At 63.0% G+C, this 15,634-nt stretch carries 18 protein-coding genes; 13 read left to right on the top strand and 5 right to left on the bottom strand.

All coding sequences use genetic code 11. The features are described 5' to 3' along the window. From ltrA to NPS58_RS29580, 5 genes are all read right to left on the bottom strand, one after another. On the bottom strand, nt 1-1,422 hold the full coding sequence (ltrA, locus tag NPS58_RS09575) for a group II intron reverse transcriptase/maturase (protein WP_003253430.1): 1,422 nt from the start codon (nt 1,420-1,422) through the stop codon (nt 1-3). A 397-nt stretch (nt 1,423-1,819) separates the two neighbouring features. Continuing rightward, complete coding sequence (locus NPS58_RS09570) at nt 1,820-2,185, bottom strand: ABC-three component system middle component 2 (RefSeq protein ID WP_274115154.1); 366 nt, start codon at nt 2,183-2,185, stop codon at nt 1,820-1,822. Then, nucleotides 2,170-3,258: an ABC-three component system protein gene (locus NPS58_RS09565; protein ID WP_022579858.1), complete on the bottom strand. Its 1,089-nt coding sequence runs from the start codon at nt 3,256-3,258 to the stop codon at nt 2,170-2,172. The genes NPS58_RS09570 and NPS58_RS09565 overlap by 16 nt, the downstream gene beginning before the upstream one ends. Further along, nucleotides 3,255-4,253, bottom strand: coding sequence for a restriction endonuclease (locus NPS58_RS09560; protein ID WP_033991618.1), 999 nt, complete (start codon nt 4,251-4,253; stop codon nt 3,255-3,257). Before NPS58_RS09560 ends, NPS58_RS09565 begins: the two co-directional genes overlap by 4 nt. Nucleotides 4,254-4,326: 73 nt before the next feature. After that, complete coding sequence (locus NPS58_RS29580) at nt 4,327-4,650, bottom strand: HigA family addiction module antitoxin (protein WP_034027947.1); 324 nt, start codon at nt 4,648-4,650, stop codon at nt 4,327-4,329. A gap of 204 nt (nt 4,651-4,854) precedes the next feature. Here NPS58_RS29580 and NPS58_RS09555 point away from each other — a divergent pair, with 204 nt between their 5' ends. The 13 genes from NPS58_RS09555 to NPS58_RS09495 all read left to right on the top strand — a co-directional run bounded on the left by NPS58_RS09555 (nt 4,855) and on the right by NPS58_RS09495 (nt 15,626). Continuing rightward, entirely contained in the window at nt 4,855-5,238 is a 384-nt protein-coding gene (locus tag NPS58_RS09555; protein ID WP_022579860.1) for an RAQPRD family integrative conjugative element protein, read from the top strand. Then, a complete protein-coding gene (locus tag NPS58_RS09550) occupies nt 5,235-5,468 on the top strand; it encodes a TIGR03758 family integrating conjugative element protein (RefSeq protein ID WP_022579861.1) in 234 nt (77 codons plus the stop codon). Before NPS58_RS09555 ends, NPS58_RS09550 begins: the two co-directional genes overlap by 4 nt. A gap of 16 nt (nt 5,469-5,484) precedes the next feature. After that, nucleotides 5,485-5,844 carry a TIGR03745 family integrating conjugative element membrane protein gene (locus NPS58_RS09545; protein ID WP_034027946.1) on the top strand — a complete coding sequence of 120 codons (360 nt, stop codon included), beginning with the start codon at nt 5,485-5,487 and terminating at the stop codon, nt 5,842-5,844. Between the two features lie 13 nt (nt 5,845-5,857). Next, nucleotides 5,858-6,268, top strand: a complete 411-nt coding sequence (locus NPS58_RS09540; RefSeq protein ID WP_034027944.1) for a TIGR03750 family conjugal transfer protein — start codon at nt 5,858-5,860, stop codon at nt 6,266-6,268. Next, nucleotides 6,265-6,957, top strand: coding sequence for a PFL_4703 family integrating conjugative element protein (locus tag NPS58_RS09535; RefSeq protein ID WP_034027943.1), 693 nt, complete (start codon nt 6,265-6,267; stop codon nt 6,955-6,957). The genes NPS58_RS09540 and NPS58_RS09535 overlap by 4 nt, the downstream gene beginning before the upstream one ends. Before the next feature lie 5 nt (nt 6,958-6,962). Then, complete coding sequence (locus NPS58_RS09530; protein WP_034028055.1) at nt 6,963-7,880, top strand: TIGR03749 family integrating conjugative element protein; 918 nt, start codon at nt 6,963-6,965, stop codon at nt 7,878-7,880. Further along, complete coding sequence (locus tag NPS58_RS09525) at nt 7,870-9,279, top strand: TIGR03752 family integrating conjugative element protein (RefSeq protein WP_034027941.1); 1,410 nt, start codon at nt 7,870-7,872, stop codon at nt 9,277-9,279. The genes NPS58_RS09530 and NPS58_RS09525 overlap by 11 nt, the downstream gene beginning before the upstream one ends. Then, nucleotides 9,260-9,709, top strand: coding sequence for a TIGR03751 family conjugal transfer lipoprotein (locus NPS58_RS09520; protein ID WP_042919405.1), 450 nt, complete (start codon nt 9,260-9,262; stop codon nt 9,707-9,709). The genes NPS58_RS09525 and NPS58_RS09520 overlap by 20 nt, the downstream gene beginning before the upstream one ends. Then, nucleotides 9,709-12,603, top strand: coding sequence for a conjugative transfer ATPase (locus NPS58_RS09515; protein WP_058137605.1), 2,895 nt, complete (start codon nt 9,709-9,711; stop codon nt 12,601-12,603). Before NPS58_RS09520 ends, NPS58_RS09515 begins: the two co-directional genes overlap by 1 nt. Nucleotides 12,604-12,618: 15 nt before the next feature. Beyond that, on the top strand, nt 12,619-13,383 hold the full coding sequence (locus NPS58_RS09510) for a DsbA family protein (RefSeq protein ID WP_255849434.1): 765 nt from the start codon (nt 12,619-12,621) through the stop codon (nt 13,381-13,383). 193 nt (nt 13,384-13,576) lie between these two features. Next, nucleotides 13,577-14,071 carry a JAB domain-containing protein gene (locus NPS58_RS09505; protein ID WP_033981957.1) on the top strand — a complete coding sequence of 165 codons (495 nt, stop codon included), beginning with the start codon at nt 13,577-13,579 and terminating at the stop codon, nt 14,069-14,071. 164 nt (nt 14,072-14,235) lie between these two features. Continuing rightward, a complete protein-coding gene (locus tag NPS58_RS09500) occupies nt 14,236-14,682 on the top strand; it encodes a TIGR03757 family integrating conjugative element protein (protein WP_102886001.1) in 447 nt (148 codons plus the stop codon). After that, nucleotides 14,679-15,626, top strand: a complete 948-nt coding sequence (locus NPS58_RS09495) for a TIGR03756 family integrating conjugative element protein (protein ID WP_102886002.1) — start codon at nt 14,679-14,681, stop codon at nt 15,624-15,626. Before NPS58_RS09500 ends, NPS58_RS09495 begins: the two co-directional genes overlap by 4 nt. Nucleotides 15,627-15,634: the final 8 nt, after the last annotated feature.

Genomic DNA, 15,634 nt, shown 5'->3' with positions numbered 1-15,634 from the left:
TCAGGTTACGCGGCTAAGCCGGTTAATCGTATCCAGTATCGAGACCAGCCCGAGCCGGTCCCACAGTTTCTTTGGCAGCGCGTAGTTCATATGTTGCGCTCCCGAATTCCACCATGGACCTCGGCCATTGAAGGCTGACTTGTTGGCACGCTCCTCGCTCAACCCCAGGCGCATCAAGTTTCTCAGCCTCGTGGGAGGCTGCTTCCATTGACGCCAGATGACGCAGCGGAGTTTGTGCCTGACCCAACCATCCAGTTCCTCAAGCGGCCGCTTGCTCTGGCTGAGCTTGAAGTAGCTAGCCCAGCCTCTCAGGACGGGGTTGATCCGCTCGATGACAGTCGCCATTTTGCGAGCCCGTACGCTGCGCAGCAGCATTCTGAGCCGGTCGCGTAAGCGGTCTAGGCTCATCCTTGCCACGCGCAGCCTTGGCTGCTGGTGCCAGCTTATCCCATAGCCTAGGTAGTCGCACTTCCACGCCCTTGCCACTTGGCTTTTCTTCCTGTTCACCGTCAGCTTCAGACGTTCTCTCAGGAAGCGCTCGACGCTGACCAACACCCGTTCGCCGGCCCGGGGACTGCGTACATAGATGTTCGCATCATCGGCATAACGTACGAAGCGATGGCCCCGTCGCTCCAGCTCGCGGTCGAGTTCGTCGAGCAGGATGTTCGACAGCAACGGCGAAAGCGGGCCGCCTTGCGGCGTCCCCTCCTGCCGTGGGCTGACGACACCGCCCGACATGATCCCGGCTTCAAGGTAGCGGCGGATAAGCCTGAGTACGCACTTGTCTTTGATCCGACGTTCGATGCAGGCCATGAGGATGTCGTGATTGACCCGATCGAAAAACTTCTCCAGATCGAGTTCCACGCACCAGCGGTGTCCCGCTGTCACATGAGCACGAGCCATCTCGATGGCTTGATGCGTACTTCTGCCCGGACGAAAACCATAGCTGTAGTCCGAGAACAGTGGGTCGAAGATAGGTGTGAGCTGCTGCTGCAGTGCTTGCTGGATCAGGCGATCCACGACGCTGGGGATTCCCAGTTGCCGTGTGCCGCCCTGCGGCTTGGGAATTTCAACCGCTCGCACTGCTTGGGGCTGGTATTCACCGGCCAGTAACCTGGCCTTGAGGGTTGGCCAATACTGTCTCACGTAGCCCGCCAAGTCAGCAACCGTCATGCCATCGGCACCCGGTGCTCCCTTGTTGCTGACCACGCGTTGATACGCACGTCTGAGGTTGGCCGGTGCAAGCACCCGCTCCATCAGCGTGTCCGGCTCCGCGTTCGTCCACGTCACGGACGCCGTCGATACCTTTGCACTGTCAGGCGTCACCCTCGGCTTCTGGCCGGAGCTCGGGATGACAGTTTCCGCTGTGGGAAATTTCTGCATTACGGTTACCAACGAGACGGCGACGCCTACTGGCGGCATAACCTGTTCGGCCCTTGGTGGCGCGGTTAACCGCCACTTACTACGGCTTCGGCTGACTTCTGCACGCTCATCCCGTCGCCTTTCGACGCGCGGTAGCACAATGGCAAACGTACAGATCTCCCAGGGTAATTCGCGCGACCTTCCTGCTTATGCCTGTCGGATCTACGTCACAGCGTTCCGTGCAAGTATTGGGCTTTGGCGATTTGTGCCACCTCACCCCGCTGTGCCGCCTCTATCCGCTTCCTGTTCGTCAGGCCAGCATTTTGCCTCGGGCTTCCTTCAGATTCGCGGTCACCCGCGACACCCTTGCCTCCGGCTAACACTTCCCTTGCCGGGTGTGTAGAGGACTTTCACCTCCAAGTCACCCGCTTGGCCACCACAGCCAAGCGGGTTGCGCTTACGCGCAACGCGCCATGCCTGGCGCACACAAAAACGTCGCAGCATTCTCGCCTGCGCCGTACTTGATTCCTTCGGGTGTAACTTCACGCTCAACAAGGTCGCGGGTCATCATCAGAAGCAGCGATTGCTCGACCAATTTACGGCGCACGAGCAACTCAGCCGTGTGCATTGGTGTCGGTGGGTGCAAATTGTCTGGACCGTCGATATCGCCGGTATGAACAAGAAGGTAATCAAGGGCGACAAGCCGCTGGAGGTCGTAGGTTTGTGGATAGGCAGCACCCAAAATCGAGACCGCACGAATACCCGCCTCAAGTGGGCCATTGAATGTAATCGGCTTATGCTCTTGGCTCATGATCGTGTCCACCGAAGACGCTCCTCATTCACGAGTTGATGGCAGATCCCGTCCCGATCCTTGGGGTTCGTACAAGTGATGAGGGCGTTTGCCGTAATCTGCATGTCGCGGGCCGCCTTGGTGACAGCGCAGACTTTTTCGTAGCCATCGCCATGGTTCCCGTCATGTGTGTCGATAACGCCATCGTGAATATCATCCAGCAAGGACTCGAATGTGCCGGGCGGCACACTGTCGCGTGCGAAGACGCGCAGCGACTCGGCCTCATAGAACGCCTCTCGTTGGCGGCGGAAATGATCTTTGAGTTTCGCTATGGGCAGAGCCGAGGAATCAGTCACGATTGTCCCCGTGTGCTCGCTGTATGCACCGAATAACTGCGTCACATAGCGACTCTCGGTGACAGCGACTTCTTGGGGAGGTTTTTCGGATGCAGGCCGCGTTGGCAGTCCACCACCGAAGCGCGCTGTGTGAACCGGTGTGGCACGATGATCGTCAACAAGCTGGAGCGCAGTCTTGGCGTCGAAGATGGAGAAATCGAAGGTGTCCACATAGGCTCGGAGTTCCGCATCGAGCAGCACTTCTTGCGTGCTAGTGATCGCACCTTTCACATGCTTATCCCAGTTCGCAAACAATTCCTCGCGCAACTTCGTTGCATTCGAGAATAGGCGACTAAGCGACGTGCCAGCACCGAGCGGCGAAACAAAATAGTAGCGACGGGGGGCCGCGTATTCACCTTTGTACGAGTACCAGATGACCTTACCGAACTCAGTCCATACATCGCTGGGCCTGATGGCATGGTCGTAGTGCTTACACTGGAAGTTTTCCCATACACCCTGAAGGCGTTTTCCGTCAGCGAACCCGGCGACGTCGATACCCATATCACCAGCACCTGAGAAGCGCTGAACGTGTTCGTACTTCGTCGTGAGGCAGTAATAAGCCCACTCCTCGACGAACCCCTCCCACTCTCCCGGCGAGTAGGTCAGTAGCCTTTGCTGCGGCGGCATCACAGGTCCATTCGCCACCTGTGCGGCCGTAACGACGGTCGCGGGGATCGGCGGCTTATTGATATCCTTCCAACTCGCTGTCATGACGCACCTTGTCCCTGGCTACCATGAGGGCAGAAGTACGGGTTTTTGTGTATCTGTGCTGCCTGGACTTTTTTCGTGAAAAATTCCGTGAGGTCGTCCTGTTGCTCAAGCAGGCGCACGACCTCCTGAAGCGTCGAAAGAACCAACACTTTGTGTTGCAGGAACTCTCGTACCGTGTGAATCGCAGGTTCCGTGTAGTCACTGGCAGAGATGAAGATACCTCGAACTTCGGCCCGCGACATGAGACGTACAAGATGCTCTGCAATCTCTGGCTTTCCCACCGGATTGCGATACCACTTCATTTCTACGAAGTACAGAACACCGCCGAGTTCAATAACCCCATCAATTTGCTCGACAATCCCTTCACCAGCCTCACCAACCAAGTGGAAGGCTTTATGAATGAGGACGCCGTAGGCTTGGAATAGATTATTGAGGGCCGTTTCCAGCATTTTCCCGCGTTCCTGCGCCGTCGCGGCAGTGCCAAACAATGCATACAAACCCTGCTTGGCATTTTCGATCCTGGAACTGCGCTCGCGATTTTCTGCTGCGATCCGCTTCGACTCGGCGAGGCGAGCTTGTCGTTCTTCTTCGCGGGCATTGTTCATGCGCGTGAAAGCGTCTTTCTGGTTAACGACTTCGCGGATACTAGCGACAAGGCCCTTGGCCTTGAGCTGGTCGGCGGGCCAGCACGAATCGAAGTTCGCAAAGTCCACCACGCGCCGCAGTACTTCGCGCCGTTCACGGAGAGCGTGTTCCCCCTTTGCGTTGAGGCGTTCAAGCACCGTGCGAACCATCTGGTACTTGTTGACATCCTTCGGTGTGACCCTCAAGTGAGCGGCAACGTCAGAAGTCATGTTGTCAGGCACCCCTGCACCCCGGAAGAACACCAGCACATCCTGCTTCGAACGATTGAGTAGCGGCACAACATCCACCAGTAGATTAAACAGCTCCGGTGGATAGTGGAATGTGATGTCTGTTGGTGCATCATCAGTCATACGCTGCCCCTCTCCAAGCACCCTCACTACAGTGAGAAAAGGCTTTTCTGCCTTTTTTCATAAAAGACCTTTCCTACGTAGATTTCACATGCCTGTTAGGCTTATGGCCGCGAACGGCTGGGCCAGTAGGGAGCGACCTGATAGCTCGTCCCGATTCAGCCTCTGCAAGTTCCAAGTCGTACCGCGATTGCAAGTTCATCCAGAACTCTGGGGCGTCACCGAACCAATGAGCAAACCGTAGCGCCGAGTCACCAGTGACCCCACGTTTGCCGTTGATTATCTGGGTGACCCTATTAGCAGGGACGCCAAGCTGACGCGCCAACTCAGTCGGCGACACACCAACAGCCTCAAGACGCTGGGCGAGAACTCCTCCCGGATGATGGGCTGCTGCGGTCATATTGCGCCTCGGAATGGACAGGCTATATCCCTCCAAAGATAAGGGAGTTGACGATGTACGTCAATCGTACATCAATTGGGCTTATTCATATCTGGGAAGTGCCTCTCCCATCAATCCGGTCATCCGCAGGTTCTTATTGTTTGCGGCCTGAAATGCCTCTGATCTCCACGATCAAGCCATTGCTGATCACACAGGAATGGCGCGATGTTGGCTCCGATCTGGCTGCGCGCCGCGCATCGCGGCGTGCCCACTTTTCTCGTGACGGCCCTGCTGCTGGGGCAGTCTTCGATGGCGTTGGCCGAATCCCCGGCACAGCGCCAGGAGCTGGTCGCTGCGCTGCGCCAGCTCGATGCGCTGGAGCGCACCGTCGCGGGTGGCGCCGCGCATGACCCCATCCAGCCGGGCGAGCGCTACCACTTCGATTACCCACGACTGCTGGCTGATCTGGCGCGTGTGCGCGCCGGCATCCAGGCCCATCTCAACCCTTCGCGCGCCCAGCCGCGCGACCTTTCCGAACTGGCTGGCGAGTACCGCACCGAGCTGGTCACCCCGCCATCGCTGCCGACGACTGCGCAGGGCAAGCCATGAACGGTGCCCAGGTCTCGGCATTTCAAGCCAACAGCGGCATCGCGCCGTCCGCAATGGCGACCGTCCTGGTCGGCGTCGTGTTCGCGGTTCTGCTCGTCTGGGGCGTCTGGGCCATCCGAACGGCCTACGTGGGGTGGGCCGAGAACCGCCTCAACCAGCGCCAGTTCCTCGGTGTCTGCATCCGCTTCGTCGCGATGTACCTCGTGCTGACTTTCTTCCTCCTCTCCTGACCTGAAGGGATTGACCATGCAAAACCGCATCCTCATTACTCGTTTTGTCCAACGCGCCGCCGTCGCCCTGGGTGCCGCCGCGCTGCCCGCGCTGTCGTTCGCGCAGGGCCTGCCCCAGTTGGAAAACCCGACCCGCGGCGCCGGCAGCGGCATCATGGACACGATCAGGAACTACGGCTACGACATCATCATGCTCGTGGCCCTCCTGGTGGTGGCGTCGATGTTCATTGGCGTGTGCTACCACGCCTACGGCACCTACGCGGAAATCCACACCGGGCGCAAGACCTGGGGCCAGTTCGGCCTCACGGTCGCCATTGGCGCTGTCCTGCTCGTGATCGGCATCTGGCTGCTCACCGAAGCCACCGGCATCCTGTAAGCGAGGACGGGCCATGTCCGAGCAACAGCATGTCCGTGCCGATGGAACGGTCACGTTCCTTCCACACCGGCTCAACAGGCACCCGGTGGTCGTGCGCGGACTCACCGCCGACGAGCTGTGGATCTGCTGCGGCCTATCCGGCGCTGCCGGCCTGGTGGTCGGCGCGCCGTTGTCCTGGGTGTTACGCACCATTGCCATCGCGCCGACCTTTGTTGTCCTGGGCGTGGCCCTGGGCGTGTTCATTGGCGGCGGCATCCTGCGCCGCCTCAAGCGTGGGCGTCCCGACACCTGGCTGTACCGGCAATTGCAGTGGCGCATCGCCACGCGCCATCCGCTGATGGCCGCTTGGGTGGGCGGCCATGTGTTGATCTCGCGCTCTGGCTTCTGGACTACCCGCAGAGGCACGCACAGGGGCGCACGATGAGCCGTTTCAAGAACGAGATCACCCACCTGCAGGCGCACATTAAGACGCTACGCCTCGGCGCGGGTGCGCTGGTCGTCGTCGCCCTGGTCATGGGCGGAGGTTGGTGGAGTGCGCCGCGCGACCTGACCATCCACGTCCCGCCTGACCTGCGCTCCGGCAGTACCCGCAAGTGGTGGGAAGTACCGCCTGAATCGGTCTATGCGTTCACGTTCTACGTGTTCCAGACCCTCAATCGCTGGCCCACAAATGGCGAAGAGGACTACCCGCGTAACCTCCATACGCTCTCGCCGTACCTCACCCCGTCCTGCCAGGCGTTCCTCAAGGCGGACTACGACTATCGCCGCAGCACGGGCGAACTGCGCCAGCGTGTGCGTGGCATCTACGAAATCCCCGGCCGCAGTTATGGCGACAACCCCACGGCGCGCGTGCGTGTGATTTCCGACCGCGACTGGGTGGTGACATTGGACATCAGCGCCGACGAGTACTACGGCGCCGAGCAGGTCAAGCGCGCCCTGGTGCGCTACCCCGTGAAGGTCACGCGGGTGGACGTCGATCCAGCACGCAACCCCTTCGGCCTGGTGCTCGACTGCTACGAAGGCACGCCCCAGCGCATCAGCGCACCGGAGCCGACGCGCCCGGTGCCTGGAGGCCTGACGCCGCAAGCGCCTCAAGGAGGTAATTCCCCATGAAGCCCATGAAGCATCCCGTACTCGCGCTGCTGGGGTTGCTGGCCGTGGCCGCAGCACCTGTAGCCCATGCTGTGGAGATCCTGCGGTGGAAGCGCATGCCGCTGGCGGTGCCGTTGAAGGTCGGCCAGGAGCGCATCGTGTTCATCGACCGAAACGTCCGCGTGGGTGTTCCCGCAGGCGTCGGTGAGCGCTTGCGCGTGCAGAGCGCGGGCGGCGCGGTGTACCTGCGTGCCAGCGAGCCGATAGAGCCCACGCGGCTGCAACTGCAGGACGCCGACACGGGCACGCTGATCCTGCTCGACATTGCGGCCGATCCGCCCAAGGACGGCGAAGCCGAGCTGGAACCGGTGCGAATCGTCGAGGGCAACAACTCAGCAGCGCGCTATGGCGATCAACCTGACCGTGCCGATGCGCCCCAGGCGCGCACCCAGGATCAGGCGGGCACCCGTATGGCGCGGCGCGAAACGCCAATTCCCGTCGTGCTGACACGCTTCGCGGCACAGAACCTCTATGCGCCGCTGCGCACAGTGGAACCCTTGCCAGGCGTCATGCGGGTCAACCTGCGCCGCGACCTCGACCTCGGCACGCTGATGCCGACCTTGCCGGCACGCGCGGTCGCGCTCGCCTCGTGGCGGCTGGAAGACCAGTGGGTCACTGCCGTGCGCCTGACCAACAACAGCAGCGACTGGATCAGCCTCGACCCGCGCGTGCTGCAAGGGGATTTCCTCACCGCCACCTTCCAGCACGAAGCGCTTGGCCCGAGTGGAACCCCCGAGGACACCACCGTCCTGTACCTGGTGACGCGCGGGCACGGCCTCGCGCAGTCGCTGCTGCCGGCGATCCATCGCTTCGACCCCGCTGTGCATCTCCCGCAGCCCAAAGCAGCAGCCAGCCACGACAGGGAGGCCCGCCATGCGCAGTAACGGACTCCTGAAGTGGCTGCTGATCCCCGTGGCCCTGCTGGTGCTGTTCGTCGTCATCCGGTTGTTCTCCGGTGGCGGTGCGTCGGCGCCGCCCACCGCAGATGGCAGCAGCAGGCTCACGCCGGAGGAAATGAAGGCGCTGGGCATCGAAGGCGATACCCCACGCGACACCGTGGCAACACTCGTTGCCCAGGTGAAGCAATTGCGCACCGAGCTTCAAACCGCGCTGTCCGACAACAGGTCGCAGCGTGAGGAGAATCAGCGACTGCGCCAGCGCGAGAACGCCATCGACCAGCGCATCAGCTCGGCCCTCGAATCCGAGCGATCCAACTTGCGCCGTGACCAGCAGCAGGCGGCCAGCACGCGCCAGCAGACCGAGGGGCTGCTCGCCGACCTGCAGCAGCGCCTGGACAGCATCGGCGGACGTGGCGGTGGCCATGCCGATTTGCCGGTGGGGCTGGGCCTACGTGACGGCGACGAGGCTGGCATGGAAGGCGGTATGCGCTGGGTGGAGCCTGATGACGCGAAACAAAGCGACGGGCGCGGCAGGTCGAATGGCGGCATAAGCTTCCCCACCAGCTTCGGTTCCGCACAGAGCTCGCTGGAAACCACAGCGCAAACCGTGACGAACGCGGGCGCACGCGCCGCTGGCGTCAAGACCGCGACGCTCGTCTATACCGTGCCGACCAACTCGACGCTGATGGGGTCGGTGGCAATGACGGCGCTGATTGGCCGCGTGCCGATCGACGGCACGGTGAACGATCCATACCCCTTCAAGGTCTTGGTCGGGCCTGACAATTTGACCGCGAACGGCATCGACATTCCCGATGTGGCCGGAGCCGTGTTCTCCGGCACCGCATCGGGCGACTGGACGCTTTCGTGTGTGCGCGGCCAGGTGCGCAGCATCACCTTCGTGTTCCATGACGGGACCATCCGCACCATTCCCGAGGACCGCGAGGGCAACCAGCAGAACAACCAACAACGTGACGGCCTGGGCTGGATCAGCGATCCGCACGGCATTCCCTGTGTCAGCGGCGAGCGGCGCAGCAATGCGCAGCAGTACCTCGGCACCCAGGCGCTGATCACGGCGGCTGGCGCAGGCGTGGCCTCGCTCATCGAATCCGACAGCGGCAGGGCGTCCTATGTCGGCGCCGACGGCTCCATCGGCAGCGTGGGCATCAGCGGCCAGGAAGCCGTGGGCCGGATTCTCGCCAGTGGCGTTCAGGACATGTCGAGCTGGGTCAACAAGCTCTACGGCCAGGCCTTCGCTGCCGTTTATGTGCAGCCCGGTGCCAAAGTCGCCGTCCACCTCGAAAAGCCGCTCGCCATCGACTTCGATCCAGAAGGCCGCAAGGTCGATCACCGCGCAGGAGAAAGCCATGCTCTCGAACTTGAATAGCTGGGCTCAAGGCCTGGCGCTGGCCTTAGCCGTCGCGCTGCTCGGCGGCTGCGCCACCAGCAAGGAAAAGCTGCTGACCCACGGTGACCGCACGATGATGGACATCTGGCAGCAGGAGGCCGGCGACGGCGGTGGCGCGGCCGGACGGAATGCCGGCCGCCAACTGCTCGATGCGCGCCAGAGCCTGCGCCGGCCCCTTACAGAGGTGGACGTGCAGGCCGCGCCCGCCGAGCAGATGCGCTATACGCGCACGGCGCGCAACGAGGTCTATCGCCAGTTCCAGCGCCTGCCCAACCCCGACCTCGTGATGTACGTGTATCCCCATTTGGCGGGCACCGACCCGGTGCCGATTCCGGGCTATACGACCGTGTTCCCGCTGTACCAGCGCGTGCAGTACGCCATGCCAGGCGAGCGCGTGGAGGACTACTGATGCGCTGGAAACTCCCCTGGCCGAAGCTGGCCGCGTCCGGCGCTGCCGATGACGAGCAGCCGGACGGCTGGCAGCGCCACGTCGAGGCACTGCACCAGGCCGGCCTCCCCGAACCTGGCGCGGTGGTGCAAGCTCGCAGGCCGGCGACCATGGCAGACGAGCAGGCGCTGTACGAGGTCGCGCCGTCGTTCGTGGAACTGCTGCCCTGGGTGGAGTTCCTGCCACAGTCGAAGGCCATGTTGCTGGAGGACGGGCAATCGGTGGCGGCGTTCTACGAGCTGGTGCCGCTGGGCACCGAAGGCCGGGAACCTGGCTGGCTCGCGCAGGCCCGCGATGCTTTGGAGAACGCGCTGCAGGACAGTTTCGATGAACTGGACGAGAACCCCTGGGTGCTGCAGCTCTACGCTCAGGACGAGCCCAGTTTCGACCAGTACATGCAGACCCTGCGCGACTATGTGCAGCCGCGCGCCCGTGATACGGCGTTCAGCGAGTTCTACCTGCGCTTCTTCGGCCACCACCTACGCGCGGTGGCCAAGCCGGGCGGCCTGTTCGAGGACACGGTAGTCACGCGGTTGCGCTGGCGCGGCCAGACCCGGCGTGTGCGCATGGTGGTCTATCGCCGCGTGACCGGGCAAGGGCAGAACAGCCGTCGCGGGCAGACGCCTGAGCAGATGCTCAATATCGTCTGCGACCGCCTGTGCGGCGGACTGGCGAACGCCGGCATTCAGGCCCGGCGCATGTTGGCTGCGGATGTTCATGACTGGCTGCTGCGCTGGTTCAACCCGCGCCCCACGTTGCTTGGGCCTGGGGCCGAAGACCGGGAGCGCTTCTATGCACTGGCGCGCTACCCCGACAGTGCGGAGGACGGCGAGGACGGCGAGATCGAATTGGCGAGCGGGCGGGATTTCAGCCAGCGGCTGTTCTTCGGCCAGCCGCGTACCGACGTGGCGCACGGCACCTGGCATTTCGACAGCATGCCGCACCGCGTGCTGATCACCGACCGCCTGCGCATGCCGCCGGGCACGGGGCACCTGACCGGCGAGACGCGCAAAGGGGACGCCATCAACACGCTGTTCGACCAGATGCCCGAGGACACCACCCTTTGCCTGACGCTGGTCGCCACGCCGCAGGATGTTCTCGAAGCGGATCTCAATCATCTGGCGAAGAAGGCCGTGGGCGAAACCCTGGCGTCCGAGCAGACGCTCAAGGACGTGCATGAAGCACGTTCCCTGATCGGCAGCGCGCACAAACTCTACCGGGGCACGCTGGCGTTCTATCTGCGCGGCCGCGACGAGGCGGAACTGGACCGGCGCGGCCTGGATCTGGCGAACGTGATGCTCAACGCCGGTTTGCAACCGGTGCGCGAGGACGACGAGGTGGCGCCGCTCAACAGCTACCTGCGCTGGCTGCCGTGCTGCTACAACCCTGGCCAGGATCGGCGCCGGTGGTACACGCAACTGATGTTCGCCCAGCACGCGGCGAACCTCTCGCCCGTGTGGGGCCGCGCCCAGGGTACGGGGCACCCCGGCATCACGATGTTCAACCGCGGCGGCGGGCCGATCACCTTTGATCCGCTCAACCGCCTGGATCGGCAGATGAATGCCCACCTGTTTCTGTTCGGCCCGACGGGTTCGGGCAAGTCGGCGACCCTCAACAACCTCTTGAATCAGGTCACGGCGATCTACCGGCCACGGCTGTTCATTGTGGAGGCCGGCAACAGCTTCGGCCTGTTCAGCGACTTTGCCCGGCGCCTGGGTCTGACTGTGAATCGGGTCAAGCTTGCGCCGGGCTCGGGCGTTACCCTGGCGCCGTTCGCGGATGCGCGGCGGCTGATCGAGACGCCCAGCGACGTGCAGACGCTCGACGCCGATGCGCTGGATGAAGACCTGCCCCCCGATGCTGTGGCCATGGAGGCGGATGAGCAGCGCGACGTGCTGGGCGAATTGGAGATCACCGCACGGCTGATGATCACCGGCGGCGAAGACAAGGAAGAAGCCCGGATGACGCGGGCCGACCGCTCACTGATTCGTCAGTGCATCCTCGATGCCGCCGAGCACTGCCACAGCAAGGATGGAGAGAAGCGCACCGTGCTCACGCGCGATGTGCGAAACGCGCTGCGCACGCGCAGCCAAGACCCAACGCTGCCGGAAATGCGGCGTGTGCGACTGCTGGAGATGGCCGATGCCATGGACATGTTCTGCCAAGGCACGGACGGCGAAATGTTCGACCGCGACGGCTCGCCGTGGCCTGAAGCCGACATCACCCTGGTCGATCTGGCGACCTATGCGCGCGAGGGCTACAACGCGCAGCTCTCCATTGCCTACATCAGCCTGATCAGCACGGTGAACAACATTGCCGAGCGCGACCAGTACCTGGGTCGCCCGATCATCAACGTCACCGACGAAGGACACATCATCACCAAGAACCCGCTGCTTGCCCCCTACGTGGTGAAGATCACCAAGATGTGGCGCAAGCTGGGAGCCTGGTTCTGGCTTGCCACACAAAATATCGACGACCTGCCGCGCGCCGCAGAACCCATGCTCAACATGATCGAGTGGTGGATCTGCCTGTCGATGCCACCCGATGAGGTGGAGAAGATTGCCCGGTTTCGCGAACTGTCACCCGCGCAGAAAGCATTGATGCTTTCCGCGCGCAAGGAAGCCGGGAAGTTCACCGAGGGCGTCATCCTGTCCAAGTCGATGGAGGTGCTTTTCCGGGCGGTGCCGCCGAGCCTCTACTTGGCGTTGGCGCAGACCGAACCCGAAGAGAAGGCGGAACGCTATCAGCTCATGCAGCAGCACGGCATCAGTGAACTTGATGCGGCCTTCAAGGTGGCCGAGAAGATCGACCAGGCGCGCGGCATCGAGTCGCCGGCCTTGGGCCTGCCGCAATAGCCGCCGGAGACTGCCGTGAAACCGAAACCTCCTTCCGTTCCTATGCCGGTGCAGGCGTTTCGCCATCGGTGCTCGCTCAAGCGCTGGCCCTGGTTCCTGGCCGCAGGATTGATCACACTGCTGCTGATCTGGCTGGTGTCCCGTGCACCCAGCGAATCAGTATCGCAAGCTCACGCGCCGATCAGCACGGCGCAGGTAGCCGGCCCGCCCTGGCAGATGGGCAACCCCGAGAGCCGTTTCACACTGACGCTCTATGCCGACCTCGAATGTCCGTTCTGCCGAGCGTACTTCCCGCAGCTCAAGCGCTGGGTGGGTGCCAACGCGGACGTAGCTCTGCAATGGCACCACCAGCCGCTGGCCGCGCACGAACCGGCCGCCTCCGCCGAGGCACGCCTGGCCGAGTGCGCCGCCGAAAGTGGCGGGCATGCTGCGTTCTGGCAGGCCATTGAATGGATCTATGCGCACACACGTAGCGACGGCTTGGGCTTGCCCGAGGGTCTGCGCTATCCCGGCCTCAACCCAGCCGTCGAGCAGTGTTTGGCCAGCGAGCGACCGGATAGGGTGATTCGCGCTCAGGCCGAGGAAGCCACCAAGGGCGGCGTGACCGCGACGCCTTCGATTCGTCTGCAGGATCGCCAAACCGATCAGGCAGTCGTGTTGCAGGGGCCGATCGAAGGCGATGCACTGCTGTCGGCCATGGACATGCTGGTGGCTGAGGATACCGCCGCTCCACCGACCACCGAAATGCCTGCCGACGTTGTCGGCGACATGCCCAGGTAGCCTGCGGTCATTGAGGCTACGGCGCAGCACGCTGCGCTGACCGCGACCCGTTCGCCTCGCATCCTGGCCGCGAACGATCACCGCAGCAGCGGTGATGGATGCACCCTGTTCCCTTGTTTTCTTTTCCTATCCCAGGAGGGCCTGCCCTCCTGGGGCATGTGCGCCCTTCGATTTCCCTGTCTGGAGGTTCGCCATGTCTGTCGTCATCAATGACTCCTGCCTGGAGTCACTTTCCGATATTGCCGCTCAGCACGAAGACTGGATCGTTCAGCAAGCCATCGTGCTGCTGGAGCGACGGGTTTTCAAAGCCGGGCCACGTCTTGAACGGCCCGCTGCGGTCAGGGACTACCTTCGCTTGAAGCTGGTCGCCGAGCCCAACGAGATCTTCGTCGTTGTATTCATGAACAGCATGCACGACGTGCTGGCCGTGGAGCCGATGTTCCATGGAACGATCAATGCGACCTCGGTTTATCCACGGGTCGTGCTGCAGCGCGCTTTGCAACTGAACGCCGCTGCGGTCATCTTCGCCCATCAGCACCCCTCGGGTTCCACCGAGCCATCCAATGCGGATCGCGTGCTGACCGAGCAGTTGAAGACGGCCTTGGCGCTTATCGACGTGCGGGTACTCGACCATTTCGTGATTGGTCAGGGCACGCCGTACTCGTTCGCCGAGTCGGGTCTTTTGTAGGAAAGCACGTGGTTCACTGATCACAACGGGGGCTTCGGCCTCCGCTTTTTTCCATACGGCAGCACCGAACAGGTATGCGGGGTGCCCGCGATGCGCATTGTTTGTTGGGGCGGCAGCGGGTTCGCGTTCGACTATGGCTCTGATCAACTTCCAGGGCACGCAACATGCCAGCATCTTTACTCCGCTTCACAGCAGGCTGGCGAACCCTTGGCCTGGCCGTTGCACTACCGGCGTCCTTGGCTGTTTTCAGCCCAGCCACCTTCGCCGCCGATGTGGTGGTCATTACCGATAGCCGCCACCCGGTCAAGACCATGGGTGGAGAGCGGCTGATTGAGCTGGATGAAGGCCCGCGCATCGAAGCCGAGCTTTCCGCACAACTGCCCGTCGATCCCGAGCAGGCCACGGCCATCGTCAAGCGCCGCCTGAACAACGGTGGTGCCGACCTCCAGCGCCGCATCGCTGCCGCCTACCAGGGCGTCGCCGACGCATGGAGCCTGGGCGTCACCAGCATCCCGGCGGTCGTGGTGGATCAGCGTTACGTGGTCTATGGCGAGCCGGATGTGGCCCGTGCCGTCGCGCACATCGAGCAACATCGGAGGTCGCAGCCATGACCCGAGCCTTCGAGCGGATGCGTCGCCTGCGCGCGGGCGTGGCCTCAGTGCTGCTGCTCAGCGCCACGGGCAGCTACGCACTCAACACCGCCACCATCGTTGGCTCAGTGGCATCGCCGGACTGCCTCGAATACCGCGTCGTCGGCATCTGCTACTGGCTCTACTGCACCTGGACGGGCTGCACGGTGCGCACGTCCATCAAGGTCCGCCACTACATCCCCGATGCGGTCGTATCCAGTTACAGCAACACCGGCGAGAACCCCTGGGTCGAAGTCCGGGCGATGAGCGTGCCCAACCCGTCCGCACAGGCCGGCGGAGACGGCACCACCAACGAAGATCACGAGAACAATCTCGCCAAGTTCAAGAACGCGGACGTCATCGGCCATCCCGGCGTCGAGGTGTTCAACCAGTTCATCTCGTCTTCGGGCTATTTCTGCGAGGGCGCGGGCACGGCGTTCATGCCGTACCTGCTCAGCACCCTGGACACGCTGGCTTGGCGCTACAACGTGCCCGAGATGGCCTACCCGGAGGCGCTGATTCCGGGTAGGCGCGAGATCGGCGCGCGCACCACGATGAACCTGTGGGGCAATGTGTATCCGCGTGGCGGCTTCCTGCACCAGGCCGACGACCACAAGGCCGGCGCCGTGGTGGCCCAACGCGCCGGCGATGTCGTCACGCGCCGTGGGCAAATCCACGTCTATCAGCCGCTGCTCGCCAACTCGCGGCCTGGCTATTGGCCTGCCGGCGCGCTGATGGAAGGCGATGCCTCGACGGGCAAGTGGCAGGAACTCACGCCCGTCCTGTCCTCGTCCTGCACGGTCTTCCCCCGCAGCGGCTTCCTGACTCAGGCGCAGCAAGGCGACTACGCCTGGGCACTGTGGCGGCCCTATACGTGCTGCGAACGTCGCGGCCAGGTGTTCCTCGGCAGCGTCGATTTCCAATGAGGGTACGG

The sequence above is a fragment of the Pseudomonas putida genome (genome assembly GCF_028682455.1).
Lineage (GTDB): Bacteria > Pseudomonadota > Gammaproteobacteria > Pseudomonadales > Pseudomonadaceae > Aquipseudomonas > Aquipseudomonas putida_AA.
The sequence above is the reverse complement of the archived record's forward strand: the minus strand, read 5'-3'. Positions and strand labels throughout refer to the sequence as shown.